The organism is Klebsiella sp. JB_Kp042 (assembly GCF_040065275.1).
In the GTDB taxonomy this organism is placed as follows: domain Bacteria; phylum Pseudomonadota; class Gammaproteobacteria; order Enterobacterales; family Enterobacteriaceae; genus Klebsiella; species Klebsiella quasipneumoniae.
In genome coordinates, this window is the sequence record NZ_JBEAJL010000019.1 from 1 (window position 1) to 23,040 (window position 23,040).

The 23,040-nt window shown below is 59.9% G+C and carries 20 protein-coding genes and 1 pseudogene; 6 read left to right on the forward strand and 15 right to left on the reverse strand.

Annotated features, from left to right (window positions below; genetic code table 11):
• Window positions 1-175: 175 nt before the first annotated feature.
• The 5 genes from ABLV54_RS06665 to ABLV54_RS06685 form a co-directional block, all read right to left on the reverse strand.
• Window positions 176-880 (reverse strand): ABC transporter ATP-binding protein, encoded by a 705-nt coding sequence (locus ABLV54_RS06665; protein WP_023288751.1) that lies wholly within the window; start codon window positions 878-880, stop codon window positions 176-178.
• Complete coding sequence (locus tag ABLV54_RS06670) at window positions 867-1,703, reverse strand: ABC transporter ATP-binding protein (RefSeq protein ID WP_023288752.1); 837 nt, start codon at window positions 1,701-1,703, stop codon at window positions 867-869. Before ABLV54_RS06670 ends, ABLV54_RS06665 begins: the two co-directional genes overlap by 14 nt.
• A complete protein-coding gene (locus ABLV54_RS06675; RefSeq protein WP_101881413.1) occupies window positions 1,696-2,529 on the reverse strand; it encodes an ABC transporter permease in 834 nt (277 codons plus the stop codon). The genes ABLV54_RS06670 and ABLV54_RS06675 overlap by 8 nt, the downstream gene beginning before the upstream one ends.
• Window positions 2,529-3,551 carry an ABC transporter permease gene (locus ABLV54_RS06680; protein WP_044521521.1) on the reverse strand — a complete coding sequence of 341 codons (1,023 nt, stop codon included), beginning with the start codon at window positions 3,549-3,551 and terminating at the stop codon, window positions 2,529-2,531. The genes ABLV54_RS06675 and ABLV54_RS06680 overlap by 1 nt, the downstream gene beginning before the upstream one ends.
• Window positions 3,552-3,671: 120 nt before the next feature.
• Window positions 3,672-5,240 (reverse strand): ABC transporter substrate-binding protein, encoded by a 1,569-nt coding sequence (locus ABLV54_RS06685; RefSeq protein WP_348813834.1) that lies wholly within the window; start codon window positions 5,238-5,240, stop codon window positions 3,672-3,674.
• A gap of 205 nt (window positions 5,241-5,445) precedes the next feature.
• On the opposite strand from ABLV54_RS06685, the gene ABLV54_RS06690 reads away from it, so the two are divergent.
• Window positions 5,446-6,141 (forward strand): GNAT family protein, encoded by a 696-nt coding sequence (locus ABLV54_RS06690; RefSeq protein ID WP_032455045.1) that lies wholly within the window; start codon window positions 5,446-5,448, stop codon window positions 6,139-6,141.
• Between the two features lie 124 nt (window positions 6,142-6,265).
• Here the strand turns inward: ABLV54_RS06690 and betA are convergent, their stop codons facing one another.
• From betA to betI, 3 genes are read right to left on the reverse strand one after another with little or no spacing between them, the layout of a single operon-like run.
• The gene (gene betA, locus ABLV54_RS06695) at window positions 6,266-7,930 is read right to left on the reverse strand and encodes a choline dehydrogenase (protein WP_050533011.1); all 1,665 of its coding nucleotides are present in this window, start codon (window positions 7,928-7,930) and stop codon (window positions 6,266-6,268) included.
• A gap of 13 nt (window positions 7,931-7,943) precedes the next feature.
• On the reverse strand, window positions 7,944-9,416 hold the full coding sequence (gene betB / locus ABLV54_RS06700) for a betaine-aldehyde dehydrogenase (protein WP_032455046.1): 1,473 nt from the start codon (window positions 9,414-9,416) through the stop codon (window positions 7,944-7,946).
• Window positions 9,417-9,429: 13 nt separating this feature from the next.
• A complete protein-coding gene (gene betI, locus ABLV54_RS06705) occupies window positions 9,430-10,017 on the reverse strand; it encodes a transcriptional regulator BetI (RefSeq protein WP_023288759.1) in 588 nt (195 codons plus the stop codon).
• Between the two features lie 128 nt (window positions 10,018-10,145).
• Here betI and betT point away from each other — a divergent pair, with 128 nt between their 5' ends.
• Complete coding sequence (gene betT, locus ABLV54_RS06710; RefSeq protein ID WP_023288760.1) at window positions 10,146-12,179, forward strand: choline BCCT transporter BetT; 2,034 nt, start codon at window positions 10,146-10,148, stop codon at window positions 12,177-12,179.
• Window positions 12,180-12,225: 46 nt separating this feature from the next.
• Here the strand turns inward: betT and ivy are convergent, their stop codons facing one another.
• Window positions 12,226-12,672: an Ivy family C-type lysozyme inhibitor gene (ivy, locus tag ABLV54_RS06715; protein ID WP_023288761.1), complete on the reverse strand. Its 447-nt coding sequence runs from the start codon at window positions 12,670-12,672 to the stop codon at window positions 12,226-12,228.
• Window positions 12,673-12,897: 225 nt separating this feature from the next.
• Here ivy and ABLV54_RS06720 point away from each other — a divergent pair.
• Together ABLV54_RS06720 and ABLV54_RS06725 are read left to right on the forward strand one after the other, a co-directional pair.
• Window positions 12,898-13,318, forward strand: a pseudogene (locus ABLV54_RS06720) (hypothetical protein).
• A 107-nt stretch (window positions 13,319-13,425) separates the two neighbouring features.
• Window positions 13,426-14,154: a mechanosensitive ion channel domain-containing protein gene (locus ABLV54_RS06725; protein WP_322938080.1), complete on the forward strand. Its 729-nt coding sequence runs from the start codon at window positions 13,426-13,428 to the stop codon at window positions 14,152-14,154.
• Here ABLV54_RS06725 and ABLV54_RS06730 read toward each other — a convergent pair.
• The gene (locus ABLV54_RS06730) at window positions 14,151-15,044 is read right to left on the reverse strand and encodes a LysR substrate-binding domain-containing protein (protein ID WP_050533143.1); all 894 of its coding nucleotides are present in this window, start codon (window positions 15,042-15,044) and stop codon (window positions 14,151-14,153) included. The two genes, ABLV54_RS06725 and ABLV54_RS06730, sit on opposite strands and share 4 nt — an antisense overlap.
• Window positions 15,045-15,298: 254 nt before the next feature.
• On the opposite strand from ABLV54_RS06730, the gene ABLV54_RS06735 reads away from it, so the two are divergent.
• Complete coding sequence (locus ABLV54_RS06735) at window positions 15,299-15,904, forward strand: glutathione S-transferase family protein (RefSeq protein WP_032455047.1); 606 nt, start codon at window positions 15,299-15,301, stop codon at window positions 15,902-15,904.
• 62 nt (window positions 15,905-15,966) lie between these two features.
• Here ABLV54_RS06735 and ABLV54_RS06740 read toward each other — a convergent pair whose 3' ends face one another.
• From ABLV54_RS06740 to ABLV54_RS06755, 4 genes are read right to left on the reverse strand one after another with little or no spacing between them, the layout of a single operon-like run.
• A complete protein-coding gene (locus tag ABLV54_RS06740) occupies window positions 15,967-17,466 on the reverse strand; it encodes an FGGY-family carbohydrate kinase (RefSeq protein ID WP_004885691.1) in 1,500 nt (499 codons plus the stop codon).
• 14 nt (window positions 17,467-17,480) lie between these two features.
• A complete protein-coding gene (locus ABLV54_RS06745) occupies window positions 17,481-18,899 on the reverse strand; it encodes an L-fucose/L-arabinose isomerase family protein (protein WP_004885694.1) in 1,419 nt (472 codons plus the stop codon).
• A 34-nt stretch (window positions 18,900-18,933) separates the two neighbouring features.
• Window positions 18,934-19,884: a transketolase C-terminal domain-containing protein gene (locus ABLV54_RS06750; RefSeq protein WP_050533010.1), complete on the reverse strand. Its 951-nt coding sequence runs from the start codon at window positions 19,882-19,884 to the stop codon at window positions 18,934-18,936.
• The gene (locus tag ABLV54_RS06755; protein ID WP_004885699.1) at window positions 19,877-20,707 is read right to left on the reverse strand and encodes a transketolase; all 831 of its coding nucleotides are present in this window, start codon (window positions 20,705-20,707) and stop codon (window positions 19,877-19,879) included. The genes ABLV54_RS06750 and ABLV54_RS06755 overlap by 8 nt, the downstream gene beginning before the upstream one ends.
• A gap of 311 nt (window positions 20,708-21,018) precedes the next feature.
• On the opposite strand from ABLV54_RS06755, the gene ABLV54_RS06760 reads away from it, so the two are divergent.
• Window positions 21,019-21,969, forward strand: coding sequence for a sugar-binding transcriptional regulator (locus tag ABLV54_RS06760; protein ID WP_044521570.1), 951 nt, complete (start codon window positions 21,019-21,021; stop codon window positions 21,967-21,969).
• On the opposite strand, the gene ABLV54_RS06765 is transcribed toward ABLV54_RS06760, so the two are convergent.
• Window positions 21,959-22,933, reverse strand: coding sequence for an Rpn family recombination-promoting nuclease/putative transposase (locus ABLV54_RS06765; protein WP_044521534.1), 975 nt, complete (start codon window positions 22,931-22,933; stop codon window positions 21,959-21,961). The two genes, ABLV54_RS06760 and ABLV54_RS06765, sit on opposite strands and share 11 nt — an antisense overlap.
• Between the last annotated feature and the right edge of the window lie 107 nt (window positions 22,934-23,040).

Below are 23,040 nucleotides of genomic sequence, written 5' to 3' on the forward strand. Positions count from 1 at the left end.
CCCTCAGCCCGCATCCATGCGGGCTGCCCCGGCCTTCCGGGAACGTCTCAGCGATGTTGAGGCCGTCAGCACCGGCAGTTTCAGCAAGGCTGGTGAATAAATTAACGACGAGCGCACGGCACCCAGGTCGGGTAAGCGAAGCGCCACCGACAAAACGACGGCTACTCCGCTGACCTCACTTCATCCGGTGTTCCCCGTTGAGCAGCGCTTCGCGATCGAAAAAGCGCTGGATCACACCCTCCGCCATAAACGCCGCCCGATCGGACATATGGGCGATGACATCGGCATCGTGGCTGACCAGCAGATAGGTCATGCCGTGCTCCTGTTTCAGGCGATTAAGCAAATTGAGGATTTCCGCCTGCACCGACATGTCCAGCGCCGAGGTCGGCTCATCCAGCAGCAGGATCTGCGGACGCAGCAGCAGGGCACGGGCAATGGCCACGCGCTGCCGTTGACCGCCGGAGAGCTGGTGCGGATAGCGGCGTGCGGCGTCGGCGGCCAGACCCACCTGCTCAAGGGCGGTGGTCACCCGCGGGGCAACGTCGCGGATGCCGTGGATCTGCAGCGGCTCCGCCAGGGTGCGCCACAGGGTGTGGTTGGGATGCAGCGAAGCATACGGATCCTGAAACACCATCTGCACATTGCGTCGCAGCTCGCCCTGAAAGCGGGCGCCCGGCGCGATGGCCTGGCCCAGCAGCGCCATGCTGCCGCGCCATTCGCGCTGTAATCCGGCGAGCACGCGCAAAATCGTCGATTTGCCGCAGCCCGAGGCGCCGATCAGGCTGAAGGTTTCCCCGGCGTCGACACGGAAACTGGCGGCGGAAACCGCCGTCTTCGCGCCGAATGTTACCTGTAGATCCTTAAGATTAACGATCGCCATGGGTCGTCTCCGTAAAGTCCTGGGTTCTGTCGAGGGTCGGCAGCATCTGACCGTAGGTTTGCGCATTTGGCCGGCAGGTCCACAGGGTGCGGGTATAAGGGTGCGTCGCGGTCGGCAGCGCCCGCGCCGGCATCTCATCGACCTGTCTCCCCTGGTACATCACCAGCACGCGATCGCAATGCGCGGCCACCAGCGGTAGATCGTGGCTGATCAGTAACATGGCCATCTGCCGCTGCGCGCACTGCTCCACCAGCAGCTCGAGGATCTGGTTGCGCAGGCGGGCGTCAAGGGCCGAGGTCGGCTCGTCGGCTATCAGCACCCTCGGGTTATTGAGCAGCGCGAGGGCGATCATCACCCGCTGCCCCATCCCGCCGGAGAGCTCGCCGGGATAGCGGCTGAGGACCGGGAGATCCAGACCGACGGCGGCGATGGCGTCTTTGACCGCCTCGGCGCGAGCGCGGCGGCGGAGACGCTGATGCAGGGTTAACGCCTCCTCCAGCTGCGTCTGAATGGACTGCACCGGATTCAGCGCATAGCGCGGATCCTGCAGCACCATGGCGATATCGTTGCCGCGCAGTTCGCGCCAGCCGCGGGCGCTGAGGGTCAGCACATCGCGCCCCAGCACCTCCAGCCGTTCGGCACTCACCACCCCGGGCTTGCGCACCAGGCCCATCAGCGCCCGGGCGGTCATCGATTTGCCGGAGCCGGATTCCCCCACCAGCGCCAGCCGCTCGTTGCCGAGGGTGAAGCTGACGTTGTCCACCACCCGGGCGGTGGGGTAGTCGACGGCGAGTCCCTGGACGGTCAGTCGGATGTCAGTCATGTTGCGGCTCCAGAATATCGCGCAGGCCATCGCCCAGCAGGTTAAACGCCAGGCTGGCGAGCAGGATCGCCGCGCCGGGGATGGCGGCGATCCACCACTGATCGAAAATCACCTGCATCCCGTCGGCAATCATCGCTCCCCACTCCGCCATCGGCGGGCGGGCGCCCAGGCCGAGAAAGCCGAGCCCGGCGGCGGCGAGGATAATGCCCGCCAGATCGAGCGCCAGCCGGACAATCGCCGACGGCAGACACAGCGGCAGAATATGGCCGACCAGCAGCCGCCAGCCGCGGATGCCCAGCATCTCCGCCGCGGCGAGATAGTCGCTATGGCGCAGGCGCTGAATTTCGCTGCGCGCCTGACGGGCGTAGGCCGGCCAGGTAGTCAGGGCTAACGCCAGCGCGCCGTTGACCAGCCCCGGGCCGAGCATCGCCACGAACGCGAAGGCGAGGATCAGCCGCGGCATCGACATCACCACGTCGGTAAAGCGCATCAGTATCCGCTCCAGCCACCCGCCATAGTAGCCGGAGAGAATACCCACCAGCAGACCGACGGGCAGGGTAATGGCGGTCACCAGCGCGACCAGACCCAGCGCCGGACGGGCGCCGTAGAGCAGGCGCGACAGCAGATCGCGGCCGTAGCTGTCGGTGCCGAGCCAGTGCCCCGCGCCCGGGCCCTGCAGACGGGCGGCGGCATCCTGCCAGTTGGGATCGTGCGGCGCCAGCCACGGGGCGAACAGCGCGGTCAGCACCAGCAGGATCACCAGGGTCAGGCCGCTGAAGGCGGCGGGTGAGCGGCGCAGACGGCGTAAAAACAGATAAGTCGGCATCAGCGCACCCTCGGGTCGGTTAACCGCACCAGCAGGTCGGTCAGGTTATTGATCAGCACAAAACTCACGCCGATCAGCAGCGTGCCGCCCATGATCGCCGTGGTATCTCCGGCGAACAGCGCGGTGGTGAGGTAGCGGCCGATCCCCGGCCATGAGAAGACGGTTTCGGTGAGCACCGCCCCTTCGAGCATTGAGGTCCAGGCGAGGGCGGTCACCGTCAGCAGGGTGCCGCGGATATTGGGCAGAACGTGACGCAGCAGAATCGTCATCTCACCGGCCCCTTTGGCCCGCGCCAGCAGAATGTACTCTTTGTTCATTTCACTGAGACAGGCGGAGCGGGTCAGACGGGTGATGCTCGCCAGCGAGTAATAGGCCAGCACCAGCCCCGGCAGCAGCAGATGGCCGATAGCATTTTTGAAAGCCGCTGTATCGCCGGAGAGCCAGGTGTCGATCAGCGCAAAACCGCTGCGCGGCTCGACGGTGTACTGATAAATATCGTCGAGACGACCCGGGCCCGGCGCCCACTGCAGCCGGGCGTAGAACAGGGCCAGCATCAGCAGGCCGAGCCAGAATATCGGCACCGAGTTGCCCAACAGGGTAAAGGTGCGCACCGCCAGATCCCACGGCGAACCGGCGTAACGGGCGCACAGCACCCCGGCGACGATGCCCAGTACCGCGCCGACGATCAGCGCCAGGGTCGCCAGCTCAAGGGTCGCCGGGAAGACCGCCAGCAGATCGTGGAGCACCGGCTGGCCGGTGGCGCTGGCGATACCGAGATCGCCATGGGCCAGGTTGACCAGGTAGTGCCAGAACTGCACCGGCAGCGGCTGGTCGAGACCCAACTGATGGCGAACCTGATCATAGGTCGACTGGCTGGCATGGTCGCCGACGATCTGCAGTACGCGGTCGACCGGCGACAGCGCGGAGAGCGAAAAGGTGACCAGCAGCAGCCCGAACAGCGTCAGCAGCAGGGTCAACAGCCCCTGCAGCAGGCGGGTAAGATGAGTGGAAAACGATGGCATGGAAAATGGAAATTCCTGGTATATCAACATGGTTCCCGGTGGCGCGACGTCCACCGGGTCCGGGTGGAGAAACGGTCATCCGGGCAGGGCGAGACCGCCGTGCCCGGTAACATAACCCGCTTACTTGGTCACGTTATCGTACCAGACCATGTCGGCGTTCAGCCCCTGCTGATAGCCCTTCACGTTATCGCGCACCACGATCTGGGTTTTCCCCTGGTCAATAAAGACGTATGGCGAATGCTGCAGCAGGGTTTCCTGCATCGTTTTGTACAGGTCGAGGCGTTTCGCCGGGTCCGGCTCCGCCACCGCGGCGAGGGTGGCTTTATTCAGCTCAGGGATCTGCCAGCCGTTGAGCCCGGCCACGGTGCTGGATTTACCATCGTTCCACGCGAAGGCGCTGGCGTTAGAGTGGGCATCAAAGTAGTCGGGGATCCACAGGCGGATCGCCGCCTGATGCTGCTTCGCGCGCACCCGGGCATAGACCTGGCTGCCGGCGGCCGGCAGGAGATCCACCTTCACCCCGCCCTGGGCGAAGCTGGCCTGCAGCGACTGGGCGATGGTGATAAACGGCGGTTTGTTCTCCACGTCGAGGGTGAAGTGCGCATCCTTAATGCCCGCTTTATCAAGGATAGCCTTAGCTTTTTGCGGGTCGAAGGCGAATGGATTGGTCTCCAGCGCCCCCGGCAGGCCGGCCGGCAGGAAGCTTTGGTGAATAAAGTACTGGCCTTTCAGCAGATTTTTGGTGATGCCCTCATAATCGACCAGCCAGCGCGCCGCCTCCCAGAAGGCCGGATTATTCAGCAGCGGGTTGGCGCTGTTGGCGGTATTAAACACCAGATAGTTCTGCTCGGCGGACGGGATGCTCAGCACCTTCACGCCGGGTTTATCCTGCAGGGCGGCAATCTGGTCAGCGCCGAGATCGCGCGCCACGTCGGCATCCCCTTGCTGGATCAGCAGGCGGCGGGAAGCCGGGGCGGGGACGTTTTTAATAATGATGCTCTTGATCTTCGGCGCGCCGGTGGGGGAGCTGGCGTTGGCTTCCAGCACGATGGCCTGATGCGGCTGGTAGACGCGCATTTTATAGGCGCCGCTGCCCGCCGAGTGCATCTTCAGCCAGTCGTTGCCGAAGTCGTTATTTTTCGCGTTCGGCGCCACCTGTTTTTCATCAACGATGGAGGCGATGGGGGTGGAGAGTATATTCAGCGCCACCGCCGGGCTGACGTCGGCTGTCCAGTGCAGCGTCAGGGTATGGTCGTCAACCTTTTTCAGCTGGCTGGCGATGTTGTCCGGCTGCCAGCCGAGCACGTTGAGAATAAACGCCGGCGATTTATTCAGCGTCACCGCGCGGGTGTAAGAGAAAATCACATCTTCCGGGCGCAGCGGATTACCGGAGGCGAATTTGGCATCCGGCTTCAGTTTGATGGTCAGGGTTTTCGCCGCCGGGTCGGCCTGCCAGCTTTCGGCGAGGATCGGTACGATTTTTTCAGGGTTGTTGCGGTCCGGCTGTACCAGACGCTGGTAGAGGCTGGGCACCGTCTGAATGCTGGAGAGTTCGTTCGCTTCCGCCGGGTCGAGGCTGACGATATCGTCGAGACCCTGGGCGACCACCAGCGTGTTGGGCGGCGTGGCGGCATGCGCGGCGGCGGAGAGCGCCGTCAGTACCAGTAAAGGCAACAGTTTCTTGGTCATATGCAATCCCTGAAAAATGGTTATTTTAATTTTTTATGCTTCGCTACGTTAGGCCGCTTGCCAAAAGGCGTAAAGTCAAAATAAGGATATCCTTATGCTAAAAACGCATAATCAAGAACGACAGGTTATTGCCAGGCGTGCAGAAGCGCCTTTCTCGGCTGCTGGCTTCTTGCTATAACGCATTGTCTATTGCGAGGAGGTGGGTGTGCCGGAAATCAATGAGTTTGGCCAGCAGGTGAACGATCTTGTCCCTGGCTGGCAGGGGGCGCGAGTCCTGCGGCGAACGGCGTTAAATGGCCGTTTTTGTCGACTGGAGCCGCTGGACGTTGACCGTCATGCGGCGGATCTGTTTGCCGCCTATGCGCTAGGCGACAACAGCGACTGGACGTGGCTGGCGTCTACGCGGCCGGAGAGCGTGGCGGCGACCGCCCACTGGATCGCGGGCAAGGTGAATGATGATGCTCTGGTGCCCTACGCGGTGATTGACCTGCGTAGCGAGCAGGCGGTGGGTATCGTCAGCTATATGGCGATCGAACGGGAAATGGGCACGGTTGAGATCGGCCATGTCACCTGGTCGCGACGGATGAAAAACACCCCGCTGGGTACCGAAGCGGTCTGGCTGTTGCTGAAGAACGGCTTTGACCACGGCTACCGTCGGCTGGAGTGGAAATGCGATTCGATGAATGTCGCCTCGCGCCGGGCCGCCGAGCGGTTGGGCTTTAGCTGGGAAGGGCGCCTGCGGCAGAGGCTGGTGCGCAAAGGGCGGACGCGCGACAGCGATATGCTGTCCATCATCGATGGCGAGTGGCCTGCGCGCGATGCAGCGCTGCGGGCATGGCTGGCGGTGGAGAACTTTACTGCCGACGGGCAGCAGATCAAACGCCTGGAGGCGTTTCGCTAACATCAGAGGCTGTCCCGACCTTCCGGGAACGCCTCTGAGATTTTGACGCCGCCGATACCGGTGGCGTAAGTGGCTACATTAACCGCTGGCCGGGCAAGGCATAGCCGCCGTCCGGCCTAAACGATTAGCGGCGAACCGGCGCGTCGCCAGCGACATAATACGCCGCCGTGCTGCGCGGCAGCGGCTGGCGGCCGCGAATGGCGTCAGCCATCTTCTCGCCGATCATAATGGTGGTGGCGTTCAGGTTGCCGGTGATGATCTGCGGCATAATTGACGCATCGACCACCCGCACGCCTTCCAGACCGTGGACCCGGCCTTCGCCGTCGACCACAGCCATCTCGTCGTAACCCATCTTACAGGTCCCGCACGGGTGGAACGCGGTCTCGGCGTGGTTGCGCACAAACTCATCCAGCTCGGCATCGCTCTGGCAGTCAATACCCGGGCTGATTTCGCGGCCGCGATACTTATCCAGCGCCGGCTGGTTCATGATCTCCCGGGTGATGCGAATGGCGTCGCGGAACTCCTGCCAGTCCTGCTCATGGGACATATAGTTAAACAGGATCGCCGGGTGGGCGTGCGGGTCGCGCGACTTCAGACGCACGTGGCCGCGGCTGGGGGAGCGCATCGAACCGACGTGGCACTGGAAGCCGTGCTCTTTCACCGCGTTGGAGCCATTGTAGTTAATCGCCACCGGCAGGAAATGGTACTGAATGTTCGGCCAGGCGAACTCTGCGCGGCTGCGGATAAAACCGCCCGCTTCGAACTGGTTGCTGGCGCCGATCCCGGTGCCGCCGAACAGCCACTCGGCGCCGATCTTCGGCTGGTTCCACCACTGCAGCGCCGGGTAGAGCGACACCGGCTCTTTGCACTCGTACTGCAGGTACATCTCCAGATGGTCCTGCAGATTCTCACCCACGCCGGGGAGATCGTGGACCACCGGGATATCGAACTGCCTGAGCAGCTCGGGGTTGCCGACGCCGGAGCGCTGCAGGATCTGCGGCGAGGCAATCGCCCCGGCGCACAGCAGCACCTCTTTGTTGACCGTCGCTTTTGACGGGATAGTGCTTTCCCCCTCCAGCCACTCGACGCCCACCGCGCGCTTGCCGGAAAAAATAATGTGATCGGTCAGCGCATGGGTGCGGATGGTCAGGTTGGGGCGACCGCGCGCCTGGTCGAGATAGCCGCGGGCGGTGCTGGCGCGACGGCCCTGCGGCGTCACGGTGCGGTCCATCGGACCAAAGCCTTCCTGTTGGTAGCCGTTGAGATCGTCGGTGCGCGGATACCCCGCCTGCACCCCGGCTTCAACCATCGCCTCGAAGAGCGGATTATTGCCCGGCTTCGGCGTGGTGACGCTCACCGGGCCATCGCCGCCGTGATAGTCGTTGGGCCCAATATCGCGGGTTTCCGCTTTCCGGTAGTAGGGCAGGCAGTCGAGATAGCTCCAGTGTTCCAGTCCCGGGGCGGCGGCCCAGTTATCGAGGTCCAGAGCGTTGCCGCGAATGTAGCACATGCCGTTAATCAGCGAGGAGCCGCCGAGCCCTTTGCCGCGCCCGCACTCCATGCGGCGGTGGTTCATATAGGGCTCCGGTTCGGTCTCGTAGGCCCAGTTGTAGCGTTTGCCCTGCAGCGGGTAAGCCAGCGCGGCGGGCATCTGGGTGCGAAAATCGAACCGGTAGTCCGGGCCGCCGGCCTCCAGCAGCAGGACGGTGGTGTTTGGATCTTCAGTCAGTCGTGTCGCCAGAACGTTGCCGGCGGAGCCGGCGCCAATAATGATGTAGTCAAATTGCAAAAAAACCTCCCGGTTAAAATATGGACTGGAATTTACCCATCTCAACCTGGATGGACTTCACCTGGGTGTAACTCTGCAGGGTCATCACGCCGTTCTCGCGGCCAATACCGGAGTGCTTATAGCCGCCGACCGGCATCTCCGCCGGGGATTCCCCCCAGCTGTTGATCCAGCAGATGCCGGCTTCCAGCTGATGAATGGCGCCGTGGGCGCGGTTCAGGTCGGCAGTGACGATACCCGCCGCCAGACCGTAGTCGGTATCGTTGGCGCGGCGGATCGCTTCTTCTTCGGACGCGTAGCTGAGGATGGACATCACCGGGCCGAAGATCTCCTCGCGCACGATGGTCATCTCATCGGTGCAGTCGGTAAACACCGTCGGGGCCACCCATGCGCCGTTGTCAAAGCCTTCGCCCTTCAGCACGTCGCCGCCGCACAGCAGACGCGCGCCTTCTGCTTTGCCTTTGGCGATGTAGCGCAGCACATTGTCACGGTGCGGGAAACTGACCAGCGGGCCAAAGTTGGTGGTTTCATCGAACAGATCGCCCGCGCGGATGCGGCCCACGCGCTCAACGATTTTCTGCTCAAACGCTGCCTTAACCTTCGCGGGAACGAACACGCGGGTGCCGTTGGTGCACACCTGGCCGGAGCTGAAGAAGTTGGCCATCATGGCGATGTCGGCCGCGAGATCGAGATCCGCATCGTCGAAAATAATCAGCGGCGATTTACCGCCCAGCTCCATGGTGACCTCTTTCAGCGATGAGGCTGCGGAGTTGGCCATCACCTTTTTGCCGCTGGCGACGCCGCCGGTAAAGGAGACTTTAGCGATGCCCGGATGTTCAGTCAGGTACTGGCCGGTCTCCGCACCCACGCCCGGCAGGACGTTAAACACCCCGTCCGGCAGGCCCGCTTCGCTGTAAATTTCCGCCAGCCTGAGGGCGGTGAGCGGGGTGACTTCGCTCGGTTTGAAAATCATTGCATTGCCGGCGGCCAACGCTGGCGCCGATTTCCACAGGGCGATCTGGATCGGATAGTTCCACGCGCCGATCCCGGCCACCACACCCAGCGGTTCGCGGCGGGTGTAGACGAACGATGTCTCGCGCAGGGGGATCTGACTGCCTTCCAGCGCCGGGATCAGCCCCGCGTAATACTCCAGCACGTCGGCGCCGGTGACGATGTCCACGGTTGAGGTTTCGGAATACGCTTTACCGGTGTCGAGGGTTTCCAGCTTTGCCAGCTCGTCGTTCCGCTCGCGCAGGATATCGACGGCGCGACGCAGGATGCGCGAGCGTTCCATGGCGGTCATCGCCGCCCAGATTTTTTGCCCGCGCCGCGCGCTCTCAACGGCGCGGTCGACATCCTCGCGTCCGGCAGCCTGAACGGTCGCCAGCACCTCGCCAGTGGCAGGGTTGATGGTCTCGAAGGTGCGACCGCTGGTGGCCGATGTATAACCACCATTAATATAAAGCTGCTGTTCTGCCATTCGGGACATAACGCCTCCTCGGTTATGGGTTCGGTAAATGCTGACGAATAAAGTGGCTGGTCAGCGACTGCGCCAGCGTCTTATCCAGCGGTTTGCCGCTGAGCGCCGCCCGCAGCCACAGGCCGTCTATCAGCGCCGCCAGCCCGTAGCCGGCCTCCTGGGCCTGCTCGCGCGGCAGCTCGCGGCGGAACTCGTACACCAGGTTTGACAGCAGGCGGCGGCTGCTCACCTGCTGCAGGCGGTAGAGCATCGGCTGGTGCATGCTGCTGGCCCAGAAGGCCAGCCAGGCCTTCATCGCCGCGCTGCTGATCTGCGTCTCATCAAAGTTGCCGCCGACTATCGCCTGCAGACGCTCTCCGGCGCTGCCGTCCGGCAGGGCGTGCAGACGGTTAAGCACCGCGTCGCGCAGCTGGCTGGTGATGTCGCGCATGGTCGCTTCCAGCAGACCATTTTTGTCTTTGAAATAGTGACTGATGATCCCCGTCGATACGCCCGCCCGCCGGGCGATCTGCGCGATGGTCGCGTCGTGCATTCCGACTTCATTTATTGCGTCCAGCGTGGCGTCGATCAGTTGCCTGCGCCGGATTGGCTGCATCCCCAGTTTGGGCATTTTTGCCACTCCATTCATCAGCGTTGGTTAACTATTAAAGCTGTTTTTGATTGGACGTTCAATATAAAATGTGTCTTAATTGTTACGTTATTGAATTTTAATAGTTACAAAAACAGTGGGGATACTGGATGACAGATCTTTCGCAAAACAGAGAAAAGGACAAAATCAATCCGGTGGTTTTTTATACCTCGGCCGGACTGATTTTGTTGTTTTCCCTGATGACGATCTTTTTTCGCGATTTTTCTGCCGAGTGGATTGGGCGCACCCTGGACTGGGTGTCGAAAACCTTCGGCTGGTACTATCTGCTGGCGGCGACGCTGTATATCGTCTTCGTCGTCTGCATTGCCTGTTCGCGCTTCGGCTCGGTGAAGCTCGGGCCGGAGCAGTCTAAGCCCGAGTTCAGCCTGCTGAGCTGGGCGGCGATGCTGTTCGCCGCCGGGATCGGCATCGACTTGATGTTCTTCTCGGTCGCCGAACCGGTGACGCAATATATGCAGCCGCCGGAAGGGGCGGGGCAGACCATCGAAGCGGCGCGCCAGGCGATGGTGTGGACGCTATTCCACTACGGACTCACCGGCTGGTCGATGTATGCCCTGATGGGCATGGCGCTGGGATACTTTAGCTATCGTTATAATTTACCGCTCACCATCCGCTCGGCGCTCTATCCTATCTTCGGGAAAAAGATTAATGGCCCCATCGGCCACAGCGTCGATATCGCGGCGGTGATCGGCACCATCTTCGGCATCGCCACCACCCTCGGCATTGGCGTGGTGCAGCTCAACTACGGTCTGAGCGTGCTGTTCGATATTCCTGACTCGCTGGCGGCGAAGGCGGCCCTGATAGCGCTGTCGGTGATCATCGCCACCATCTCGGTCACCTCCGGGGTGGACAAGGGCATCCGCGTGCTCTCCGAGCTGAACGTCGCGCTCGCGCTGGGGCTGATCCTGTTCGTGCTGTTCATGGGCGATACCTCCTTCCTTCTCAATGCGTTAGTGCTGAACGTCGGCGACTACGTCAACCGCTTTATGGGCATGACGCTGAACAGCTTCGCCTTTGACCGCCCGGTGGAGTGGATGAACAACTGGACGCTCTTTTTCTGGGCGTGGTGGGTGGCCTGGTCGCCGTTCGTTGGCCTGTTCCTGGCGCGCATTTCGCGCGGGCGCACCATCCGCCAGTTTGTGATGGGCACCCTGATTATTCCGTTCACCTTTACCCTGCTGTGGCTGTCGGTGTTCGGCAACAGCGCGCTGTATGAGATCATCCACGGCGACGCGGCCTTTGCCGGGGAGGCGATGCTCCACCCGGAGCGCGGCTTCTACAGCCTGCTGGCGCAGTATCCGGCGTTTACCTTTAGCGCGTCGGTGGCGACCATTACCGGTCTGCTGTTCTACGTCACCTCTGCCGACTCCGGCGCGCTGGTGCTGGGAAACTTTACCTCGAAGCTGAAGGACATCAACAGCGACTCCCCGAACTGGCTGCGCATCTTCTGGTCGGTGGCTATCGGTCTGTTGACCCTCGGGATGCTGATGACCAACGGCATCTCGGCGCTGCAGAACACCACGGTGATCATGGGGCTGCCGTTCAGCTTTGTGATTTTCTTCGTGATGGCCGGACTGTATAAGTCCCTGAAGGTGGAAGATTACCGCCGGGTCAGCGCCAGCCGCGACACTGCCCCGCGCCCGCTCGGCCTGCAGGATCGGCTGAGCTGGAAGAAGCGCCTGTCGCGGCTGATGAATTACCCGGGCACGCGCTATACCAAACAGATGATGGAGACGGTGTGCTTCCCGGCGATGGAGGAGGTTGCCCAGGAGCTGCGGCTGCGCGGCGCCGCGGTGGAACTGAAGAGCCTGCCGCCGGAAGAGGGCGAGAACCTTGGTCACCTCGATCTGCTGGTGCACATGGGCGACGAGCAGAACTTTATCTACAAGATCTGGCCGCAGCAGTACTCGGTGCCGGGCTTTACCTATCGGGCGCGCAGCGGGAAATCCACCTATTACCGGCTGGAGACCTTCCTGCTGGAGGGCAGCCAGGGTAACGACCTGATGGATTACAGCAAAGAGCAGGTGATCACCGATATTCTCGACCAGTACGAGCGGCACCTGAACTTTATCCATCTGCACAGGGAAGCGCCGGGGAACAGCGTGATGTTCCCGGATGGCTAGTCAGGGGAGCCCCCGTCGGGGAAAGACTGACGGGGGCGACGGGCCGTTACTGGTAGTTAAAAGCGTCCGGATGGTTGTCGAGGCTGCCGCTGAGGGCGGCAAACAGCACGGTTTTGCCATCAATGGACAGGGCGTCGCTGACGTTAAGCCAGGTCAGCTTCTCCTGGTCGGTTTTTTCATCGACCACCGAGTAAACGCCTGACATCTGTTTGGTTTTTTCCGACCAGATCACCGCGATACGCTCATGGCCGCAGTCGTGGGGTTTGCAGGCGCTTAGCACCTGCCAGGATTCGCTACCCAGCTTCACCGTCTGCGCCGGCGAACCGGTGCCGCCGGTGGTCACCCAGGCGGGCAGCTGATGGCCTTTGACCATCTGGTTAAACGACGCCCGGGTGGCGGTATCGTGGGCCAGACTGTTCAGCGTGACGTCGCCTTGCGCCATGACGCTGGCGGAGGCGGCTAAGGCGATAATAGCGGTAAGCGTTTTAAACATGTTTCCTCCTGGACTTATTCCGTCCTCATAACAAGCCTCTTTATAGTGAGCGTAGATAATGATTAATGCAAACTATGACATAAATCCCGTGAATGATTAGCAGCGGTGCGCGCATGGACGTTACGCTAAGCGATATGCCATGATGCGGATTGATTAAAATTTTCCAATATATGCCCTTGTGATAAAGCAGTTAGCGAAATGGCATAGTTATTCAGGCGATAAAGCATGGCGTATGTGAATCATCTACTGACGTTTATTGAGAGTAATCCGGCGCTGGCGGTGGGATTTAACCTTATTCTGCTGCTGCTCTCTGGCATATTTGCCCACCTTTTATGCAAGTTCTTGCTGATTAAAGTGGTGCGTAAGGTCTTCTTTGGTAGCCATAAACAGGACGTGCCGCTGGAGAAGGATCGACGCATCGCCGAAAAGCTGTCCAATTTCATTCCGGTTATTATCGTCTATTACGTTCTGCAGTTTATGCCGGCGATGCCGGCATCGCTGGTGACGGCGATTAATACCATCTGCGGGATCTTGTTTTTTATTTTTATGTCGGTGTTTTTCAACGAGATGCTGGATATTGTCAACAGCTCTTATCTGCGAAAAACCAAACGTAAAAATCATTCCATTAAGGGCTATATCCAGATAGGCAAAATCTTAGTCCACATCCTGGCGGCGATTATGATCCTCGCCGTGATGTCGAACAAATCGCCGATCATTATTATCTCCAGTCTCGGGGCGGTGGCGGCGGTGCTGATGATCGTCTTCCAGCATACCCTGCTGTCGCTGGTGGCGAACGTTCAGCTGTCGTCCAACGACGTGCTCCAGCTGGGGGACTGGATTGAAATGCCTGACAAGAACCTCAGCGGTGAGGTGACGGATATCGCGCTGCACACCATTACCATCCGTAACTGGGACAATACCATTTCCCGTATTCCCACCAAGAATTTCCTCACCGAGACCTATACCAACTGGCAGGCGATGTTCTCCTCCGGGGCGCGGCGGATCATGCGCAGTATCGCCATCGATCAGCACTCGGTGCGTTTTCTCAACCAGGAGATGCTCTCCTCGATGCTGACCATCCGCGGGGTAAGCGAGCCTCTGACCACGCTGCTTGACGGTCGGGATCCCGGCGGCGTGGCGGACCGCTGGTTTGTCGATAACGGCCTGACCAACCTGACCCTGTTTCGCCACTACCTGATGCACTATCTCGCCGAGCGACCGGATATTATTAAGGAGATGTATATTGTGGCGAGGACGCTGAAACCGTCGCCGTCGGGCATCCCGTTAGAGATTTACTGCTTTACCTCTTCGACGCTGTGGAAAGACTACGAGAATACCCAGTCGGCGATATTTGAGTACATTACCGCGGTGGCCGGGCAATTTTCCCTGCGCCTCTATCAGTATCCCGCCGGGCACGATTTCTGGCGTCTCTCCCAGGAGCACGCCGCCCGGGCGGGCCTGCCGCCGTCGGCAGAAGGCTAAGCGCTGAGCTGCTGGCGCCAGAGGGCGATCTCCTCCTCCAGCCAGGCGATGAACCGGGCGACTTCCGGGCGGTTCTCCGCCTGCGGGGAGACGGTCAGCCAGTAGTGCCAGGGGTAGGGGACGGTGACGGCGGTGAGCTGCACCAGCTCGCCGCGGGCTATCGCCCCCGCCACCAGCGAGCGCCGCTCCAGCGCCACGCCCGCTCCCAGGCGAACCGCCTCCAGCGCCAGGTTGGAGTCGTTCAGGCGCAGGCCCGCAGGAATGATTGTCTTTTCCAGCCCCGCCTGGCTGCACCAGGCGTTCCAGGACTCCATGGAAAAAACGATATCGCTGGCGGCGATCGCCTGCGGGGTGGTCGGCAGGTCGCCGCCGCGATAGTGCGGCGCGGCCACCACCAGCTGTTCATCGGCAAACAGATGTCGGCTTTCCATCCCCTCCCAGTCGCCTTGCCCCATGCGAATGGCCAGATCGATACCCTCCTGCTGCAGGTTGACCACCGCCAGGCTGGTCAGCAGGCGCACCGCGATCTGCGGATGCCGCGCCTGAAAGCGCGCCAGCCGCGGCAGCAGCCAGTGGCAGCCAAAGGAGGGGAGCGTCGCCAGGGTCAGTTCCATCGTGCGGGGTTTGATCTGCACCATCCGCGTGGCGTCGGCGATGTGCTGTAACGCCTCGCGGATTTGCAGGGCATAGAGCCGCCCCTCTTCCGTGATGCGCACCCCGCGGCCGTGGCGGACAAACAGTGTGACGCCGACCAGGGCTTCCAGCTGTTTGATATGCTGGCTGACCGCCGAATGGGTCACGCTCATCTCGTGGGCGGCCTGCGTCACGCTGCCGAGGCGCGCCACCGCCTCAAAGCTGCGCAGGCTGGCGACAGGGGGAAAATCTGCCATGGTCATCTCTCTTGTCAGGACGTCAATACGTTAACGTTACTACCGGGTTAGCGGGTTTTAAAGCCGCCGCGATCAGACAGTGGACGGGCCTCATTCGCTCTCAGTCGTTATAGCACCGGGGAGACAGGCGGACTACCCGGTGGCGCCAATTTGTTAGTTCTTCTAACCTTTGCGGTAAGCATCCCCTGATATTCGCGGGGCGGGTTTTCCAGTAAGGTAAGCCAGCAACCCCTTTATCGCAGGCAGGAGTGACGATGAAACTCATTGGTATGATGGATTCACCTTATGTAAGACGCGTGGCGGTTTCTCTGGCGCTCTATGGCGTGGAATTCGAGAGCCTGCCGCTGTCGGTCTTTAGCGGCTTTGATGAATTCTCCCGTATTAATCCGGTGGTCAAGGCGCCGACGGTGGTTCTCGATGACGGGACACAGCTGATGGACTCCACGCTGATCCTCCACTATTTCGAAACGACCCATCCCGCCGGACGCCGGCTGCTTCCCGCGCATCCCGAGGCGCTGGCCCGCGACCTGCACCTGCTGGGGGTGATCCTCGCCGCCAGTGAAAAAGCGGTCCAGCATGTTTATGAGCACCGTTTGCGGCCGGAGGAGAAGCAGCATCAGCCGTGGATAGCCCGGGTGACCGGTCAACTGCTCGCCGCCTGTCGGGAATGGGACGCCCGGCTGGCAGACCGCGTTGCCGCCGCGCAGCCGGACCAGGTGTTGGTCACCAGCACGGTGGTCTGGTCCTTTATCCAGTTGATGATCCCGACGGTGGTGCCGGCAACGGCGTTTCCGCATATCCGCGCGCTGGCGGAGAAAGGAGAGGCGCTGCCGGCGTTTCAACAGTATCCGCTGAGTTAACGGCGGGGATGGCGCGTTGGATTGCAGCCGGACGAAGACGTTATCGCCCGGCTGAGTTGCGCTCAGCGTCTTGCCAGCGTCACCGCGTGTTGCCAGGACTGCCATCGCTGCACAAGCCGATGATGCCGGAGCGGGTCTGGCGCATAAGTGATGTGTTCTGGCAAAAAGGGCTGAAGCTCTGCCACCGTCAGCTTGTGCAACGCTTTACGCGCCAGCAGTGCCGCACCGGTCGCTGACAGCTCGGCCACATCGCTGCGCATCACCGGACAACCCAGCAGGTCGGCCTGGTACTGCATTAACCAGTCGTTTTTGGTGGGGCCCCCATCCACCAGCAGCGTGTTGAGCGTAAAGCCATGATGGGCACGCATCGCAGTGATTACATCGGCAATCTGGTAGGTAATAGACTCGAGCGCGGCACGAATGAGATGGGCACGCTTCACCCCCCGGCTTAACCCATGGATCAGTCCGCGGGCATTCTCGTCCCACCAGGGCGCCCCCATGCCGGTGAGGGCAGGTACAAAAAAGACGCCTAAGGTGGAGTCTACCGAGCGAGGCAGAGCATTCAGCGCCTGGGCCAGCTCAACGGGAGAGAGTTCGCTCAAGCCCGTACTGTCGGCCATCCACGCCACCGCATCGCCAGTATGGGGAATATTCCCCTCCAGTGCATAGACCAGCTTTTCTCCGTCGTGCCAGGCCACCGTGGTGGCGAGATTGCTGACGTGACACGCCACCGAATCGACGGGCGCCATCACCGAGGTTCCTGTACCGTAAGTAGCTTTAACGCAACCGGCGGCGCCCAGACCGTGGGCGAAAAGGGCGGCATGTGAATCGCCAATCATCGCCATTACCGGGATCCCATCAGGGAGGGTGGCTAAACCAGCGGTGTAACCAAAAAGGCCGCTCGATGGTTTTATCACCGGGAGTGCTGCACGCGGAATGCCAAACAGGGCGAGCATATCGGTATCCCAGTCCGCTGTTTGCAGATTCATGAGCTGCGTACGAGACGCGTTCGCGTAATCACAACAAAATTGCTGGCCTTGCGTCAGGTGCCAGAGTAGCCAGCTATCCACCGTACCGAGGCAAATCTCGCCATCTTTTGCCCGGTTGAGGCCATCCGGCGTGTGGTCCAACAGCCAGCGCATTTTCGAGGCGGAAAAGAGCGGGGCGATTGGCAGACCGGTTACCGCCTTGATCTGCGGCTCATGGCCTTGTTCACGCAGCGAGCGGCAAAATGTGGCGCTACGTGAACATTGCCAGCTCAGGGCGGGCGCTATGGCCTCGCCCGTTTCCCGATACCAGCCCACGACGGTTTCGCGCTGGTTGCTGATCGCCAGGGCCGCCACACGCTCCGCGCCAACAGCGGCCACTGTGCGAGAAATCACCTCCAGCGACGCGGCAAGCAGAAGCTCCGCTGACTGTTCTACCCATCCTTCCTGAGGCGTAGCGATCTCAAGCGCGCGGGAAAATTGCGCGATCACCCGCCCGTGGCTATCGAAGGCAACGGCTTTGGCATTGGTCGTGCCCTCATCGAGGGCAATAATAATATCCTTGTTTACCGACATAGCGGCCTCCGGCCTTACTGGTGGAGATAGGTCGACACGCCCAGGTATCGCGTAAACGCCTCGTGCAGAATTGAAGCACTGGCAGAATGGTTCATCGCGACATGGTGCTCAAAGCCGTTACGGCAGATCCACGACAGCAGATTTTCCAGGTGGGGAACCTGAATGACCGCCCGACAGCCTACCGTATCCAGGGGATCGTCAACCGATTGGCCTTCGCCGACGTAGGCCTTGATTTCGCCAGTCAGGTCGTCAGTGCTGAGGCGAAAATAGGTCAGCGCGCCGCTTTTCATGCGACCATGCACGGCACCGCAGGTGTTTTCTTTGCCGACGGTGGTGCCGATAATATCGGCCGTTCCCATGTGCGGCGACTCGAGACTGGCCGAGGCAAAGTTCCCGCAATGGAACAGCACACATTTATCGCGATCGTCGCCGAAGTTATTATTCCAGTCCGCGATCGAGGCGGGGCTCAGGTTGCTGCTGGCGAGCGCATACATGGAGAGCGCACCCATGACATCGACTTCACAGGCGCTTGGCATCAGTTGTCCGGACATCACGCTCATGATGGAGCAGACGTTAATCCCCAGATTTTCCTGTAGCGAGGTCCAGCACTGAATCGCGGTGGTGTCGATATCGTTGGCAACAATCCACTCGCTCAGGACCACAAACAGTTTTGCCATAGTGATCAGTTTATCTGCCGGAATACCGCTGGCGTCGGCATTATCGATCAGCAGGCGGCGCTTCTCATCCACACGAATATCGTCATCACGCAGGCACTTAATCCGGGTAAATACCTCGGATAGATCTAACGTTTCCACTGCGATGCCCAAACGTTCGAGCAGTTTTTCGCTGTAGCGCACGGTGTTAAAGCCCGCAGGACGGGCGCCAATCGCGCCAACGCGTACACCGCGCATACTGTTTACCACGCGACATATCTGCGTGAAGCGCCGGAGATCCTGCTCAAACACCTCGCCGCTAAGTGCGCAAACGTGCTGGGTGGTCAGCGTAAACGGGATACCGTACTGGCGCAGGTTGTTGCAAAGGGAAATTTTGCCGCAGAAGCTATCGCGGCGCGTCGACAACCCCATTTTATCCAGATTATCCTCTTCGGCCTGAATAAGCACCGGGACGTTGAGACCGGAGAGGCGCAGCGTCTCGGCGATGGCTTTTTCATCACCAAAGTTGGGTAACAGCACCACGACACCGTGAATGTTGTCGCGGTGGGTGCGGAACAGCTCGGCGCAAATTTTGGCATCCTGCCGGGTTTCCACGCCACCCAGTTCCGTCTGGGATGGATCAAGCATAATGGTGTTAATCCCAAGGCGGCTAAACAGGGCTACCGCCTGTTCGCGCGCTTCGGCGACCAGATAGCTGGGGAAAAATCCCCGATTGCCAATAATGACGCCCATGGTGAGTTGTTGAGGAATACGGGACATTGCGTTCTCTCCAGTAAGATGTTCTTGTTATTTTTCAGGATGCTTTTTTTGTGTGCAGCTTGCGGGCGTGCTTCGCCACCCCGGCGGCATCGATTTCATGGCGCGCGCGCGTGGCGGCGCGATCGGCGGCAATGGCGTATTGCCCGTCAGGGATACCTAAGCGTTTCAACGGGATAGCGCACCCGGCCTCGGCCAGCACTTCCGCCACCAGACTCCCGACGCCGCCGTTGACGTTGTGTTCTTCCACCGCGATCGCGACCGGACAGGACTGTATTGCCTTTAGTAGCGCCTGGGTATCACAAGGACGAATAGATGGGACACTGATAACGGTGGCGTCAATACCTTCTGCAGCGAGTTGTGCGGCGGCTTCCACTATTTCATGTACCGTTGAGCCCATAGCAACCAACGCAACATCGCGCCCCGAACGCAGCACATCAATGTTGCCCGGAATAAACCGGTAATGTTCGTTATGCAGTTCCGGTAGCGCTTTACCATCGAGGCGGATATACACTGGCCCGATGTGGGCAAGGGCATAATCGATAATCTGTCGGCACTCGCCGGGACTGGACGGCGCGTAAATTTCAATATTGCCAAAACCGCGCAGAACGGCGATATCGTCAATGCTATGGTGAGTGCTGGCCAGCGGACCGTAGCTGGCGCCCGCGTTCAGCCCGAACAGTTTGACGTTGGTGTTGTTGTAGCAAACGTCGACCTTAATCTGCTCATTGGCACGTGAGATAAGGAATGGCGCCGCGTTGCAGGTCACGGCCACTTTACCCCCCAGCGCCAGGCCGGCGGCAGCGCCAACCAGCGTCTGCTCGGCGATGCCGACGTTGACCAGCCGGCCAGGGAATCTTTTGATAAATGGGGCAATTTTCGCCGTTGAGGTGGAGTCAGCCACTACTGGCACCAGATCCACGCCGCGGTCTACGGCATCAATAAAGGCATTCACCATCACCGTGGCGAGATGTTCGCTATTACTCATCTTTCAGTTCCTCCAGCGCCAGTTCAATTTCTTCTCCTTTCGGTACCCGGTGATGCCACTCGGGTCTTCCCTGAATAAATGAAATACCTGCGCCTTTGGTGGTATTGGCAATCACGACGTGTGGTTTCCCGTTCGGCTGCAAGCGCTCAAGGGTGGCGACCACCTCCGCCATATCGTTGCCGTTGCACTGTGTGACCTCCATGCCGAAAGCGCGCCATTTTTCATCCAGCGGGTCGGTATTCATGATCTCTTTGGTCGCACCGGCCAGCTGCAGATTATTTTTGTCGTTGATAATAATAAGGTTATCCAGCTGGTAGTGGGCGGCGACCAGCGCGGCCTCCCAGTTGCTGCCCTCCGCCAGTTCGCCATCGCCGGTGACGACAAATACGCGACGCGGGTTGTTATCGCGTTTCGCTGCCAGCGCAATGCCTACCGCCACGGGCAGACCATGGCCCAATGCGCCGGTATTGAGCTCAATACCCGGCGTCTTGTGCTTCACCGGATGTCCAGGCAGATGCGAGTCGGCGTGTTGATAGGTTGCCAGCCAGTCAAGGGGGATAAAGCCTGCCTCGGCCAACACGCAGTAGTAACCGCCGACAGCGTGCCCCTTCGATTGAATATAAATATCGCGCTCGTCGCTCTTTTCTAGCGCAGGAGAGCAGTTAAGGATGCGAAAGTAGAGGGCGGTCAGAAGTTCGACTTGTGACAAATCTGCACCGGTGTGGCCGCCTGCCGGGCTTTCCGCATTTAAGACGATGATGCGGCGGCGGATGGCGCGTGCTTTTTGTTCTAACTCCTTAACGGAGAGTGAAAACGGATTCATAAAACACCTCTTGAAAGTAAATTCTTGTATGAATAAATATTCCAGCAGGGTAAAAAAACACTTTCCATCCTGACTACCTTTTATCGTCGACAAAACAAGGTATTAATAAGTGATTGAATATATATTCACTACTGATTTATTATTCACATAGGTAAGATATGCCCTGTGACGGGGTTTGTCCACGATTTGTACGGCCTATTTTCTAAAAAAGGAGAAAACGATCACATTTGGATCGTCGGGAAAAGGGCGCTGCGCTTGTTATCTATTCAATGATGCATAAAAATAACGAGCAGAAAACAGAGGGGAATGCCATGTCGAAGCAGGATGAACAGCGGTTGCTGGTGAAGATCGCCACGCTTTACTACAGCGAGAATAAAAAGCAGTCCGAGATCGCCTCGCTGCTGCATCTGTCCCAGTCTTTTGTTTCACGGGCGCTTACCCGCTGCCAGAAAGAGGGGCTGGTGAAAATTACCGTAGTCCAGCCGACAAACATTTTTGTCGATCTGGAAAAGGCGATTGAGGAGCGTTTTGGCATTCGACAAGCGATAGTCGTGGATGTGGGTGAGAATGCCAGTTACAGCCAGGTAAAGCATGCCATCGGCAGCGCGGCGGCGCACTATGTCGAAACGCGGCTGCGGCCGGAAGACCTCGTGGGTATCTCGTCCTGGAGCAGTACGATCCGCTGCATGGTGGATGAGATGCATCCGCAGAACATTCGCGCCGCCGGGGTGATTCAGCTGTTGGGCGGCGTCGGTCCCAACGGCAACGTGCAGGCTACCATTTTAACCCAGCAGCTGGCGGCGCATTTAGGCTGCCCGGCGTGGCTGTTGCCGTCGCAGAGTATTGAGCACTCCGTGGAGGAGCGCAGCCGTCTGGTAAACAGCCCGGACGTCGCGGCGGTGGTGGCGAAATTTGCCGAAGTGGATGTGGCCATCGTCGGTATTGGTGAACTGGAGCCTTCGCAGCTGCTGAAAAACTCCGGTAACTATTATAATGAAAGCATGCTCCAGCTGCTGGCGGAGCGCGGCGCGGTGGGGGATATCTGCCTGCATTACTATGATGCGGCGGGCAAACCGGTACTGAGCCAGGATGAGGATCCGGTGATCGGGATGGAGCTTGAACAAATTCGTCGCTGTCCGCAGGTGATTGCGCTGGCCGGCGGCGTGGACAAAGCGAACGCCATCCGCGGCGCGTTGCAGGGCGACTATATTGATGTCCTGATCACCGACTTCCCGACCGCGCGCGCGTTAATTAAGGGCTAAGCGGGGGTGGAGACTGGCGTGCCAGCGTCGCCAGTTCGTCCGCGCTGAGGCGAGTCATCCGCAACACGGTTTCAGTGTCCATACCGTTCTCTAACATCATCAGCGCGATGCGGCAGGCTTCGCGATGCTCACCCGCCTGTAAACCTTCCTGAAGCCCCTCTTGCTGGCCTTGCTGTAACCAGCGTTGTTTTCCCTCTTCGCGACCTTTCTGCTTCAGGTACTCGGCAATCGTCATCAGGGTATCCTCATATTGCGGCAGACGTTCGACCAACTGGTCGATAAAGTTATCCGGGTCGGCGCTATTACCATGCAGCGACATATAGGTAAATAACGTTTTGAACTGCTGGTGGTCAGTGTATCCCATCAGCACCACCTCCACCAACTGCTGGAGGATATGGCTAAGATCGCGTTGACGGATGTGTTTCTGGACCAGTTCCAGAAGCGCGATCCGCCGATGCTGTAATATGGCGTCGTCGGGAATATCGGTCACATCGACGAGCGGAAAGGCCCCGAGATAAAGCTGTTTTGCCGGTGAGTCAGGTGGAAACTCATCCAGCCAGCACAGTGAAAAGGGATAGGGAGAAATGCTGCCATGATAAAACAGCATGGGAATTACCAGCGGCAGCGCTTTATGGCCGCGATCAAGATGCTGTTGCATGGCCGCGAGGGCATAGCGCAGGAGTCTGAATGCCATATGGCTGTCCGGGGTGCTCTGATGCTCAATGACCACATAGATATAGCCCTCTCCCTTGCTGGTCTGCAGAGAGTAGAGAATATCGGAATAGCTGGCGCGCAGGTTGTCCTCAACAAAGCTCCCGGATTCCAGGTGCAGAGTGCTTAAGTCGCACAGTTGCCGCAGCGCGGGCGGCAGATGAATATCCAGAAAATCGCGTGCGGTTTCGCTGTCGCGCAGAAAGCGCTTAAACAGACTGTCGTGCGGGGTCGAGTGAGGACGTTTTTTCATGGCTTCCTTGCCTGGCAGAGCAGAGTGGCGGGATGCTACCACCGCTTGCTGTCGGGCAGGATTTTTCGATGAGGTTTTGCGAAGCGCCTCGGAGAAAGGCGCATCGT

Bases quoted from the DNA above. Each gene is read 5' to 3' on its own strand.
- ABLV54_RS06665 (WP_023288751.1), bottom strand. From the start codon at position 880: ATGGCGATCGTTAATCTTAAGGATCTACAGGTAACATTCGGCGCGAAG.
- ABLV54_RS06670 (WP_023288752.1), bottom strand. From the start codon at position 1,703: ATGACTGACATCCGACTGACCGTCCAGGGACTCGCCGTCGACTACCCC.
- ABLV54_RS06675 (WP_101881413.1), bottom strand. From the start codon at position 2,529: ATGCCGACTTATCTGTTTTTACGCCGTCTGCGCCGCTCACCCGCCGCC.
- ABLV54_RS06680 (WP_044521521.1), bottom strand. From the start codon at position 3,551: ATGCCATCGTTTTCCACTCATCTTACCCGCCTGCTGCAGGGGCTGTTG.
- ABLV54_RS06685 (WP_348813834.1), bottom strand. From the start codon at position 5,240: ATGACCAAGAAACTGTTGCCTTTACTGGTACTGACGGCGCTCTCCGCC.
- betB (WP_032455046.1), bottom strand. From the start codon at position 9,416: ATGTCCCGAATGGCAGAACAGCAGCTTTATATTAATGGTGGTTATACA.
- betI (WP_023288759.1), bottom strand. From the start codon at position 10,017: ATGCCCAAACTGGGGATGCAGCCAATCCGGCGCAGGCAACTGATCGAC.
- betT (WP_023288760.1), top strand. From the start codon at position 10,146: ATGACAGATCTTTCGCAAAACAGAGAAAAGGACAAAATCAATCCGGTG.
- ivy (WP_023288761.1), bottom strand. From the start codon at position 12,672: ATGTTTAAAACGCTTACCGCTATTATCGCCTTAGCCGCCTCCGCCAGC.
- ABLV54_RS06725 (WP_322938080.1), top strand. From the start codon at position 13,426: ATGATCGTCTTCCAGCATACCCTGCTGTCGCTGGTGGCGAACGTTCAG.
- ABLV54_RS06730 (WP_050533143.1), bottom strand. From the start codon at position 15,044: ATGGCAGATTTTCCCCCTGTCGCCAGCCTGCGCAGCTTTGAGGCGGTG.
- ABLV54_RS06735 (WP_032455047.1), top strand. From the start codon at position 15,299: ATGAAACTCATTGGTATGATGGATTCACCTTATGTAAGACGCGTGGCG.
- ABLV54_RS06740 (WP_004885691.1), bottom strand. From the start codon at position 17,466: ATGTCGGTAAACAAGGATATTATTATTGCCCTCGATGAGGGCACGACC.
- ABLV54_RS06745 (WP_004885694.1), bottom strand. From the start codon at position 18,899: ATGTCCCGTATTCCTCAACAACTCACCATGGGCGTCATTATTGGCAAT.
- ABLV54_RS06750 (WP_050533010.1), bottom strand. From the start codon at position 19,884: ATGAGTAATAGCGAACATCTCGCCACGGTGATGGTGAATGCCTTTATT.
- ABLV54_RS06755 (WP_004885699.1), bottom strand. From the start codon at position 20,707: ATGAATCCGTTTTCACTCTCCGTTAAGGAGTTAGAACAAAAAGCACGC.
- ABLV54_RS06760 (WP_044521570.1), top strand. From the start codon at position 21,019: ATGTCGAAGCAGGATGAACAGCGGTTGCTGGTGAAGATCGCCACGCTT.
- ABLV54_RS06765 (WP_044521534.1), bottom strand. From the start codon at position 22,933: ATGAAAAAACGTCCTCACTCGACCCCGCACGACAGTCTGTTTAAGCGC.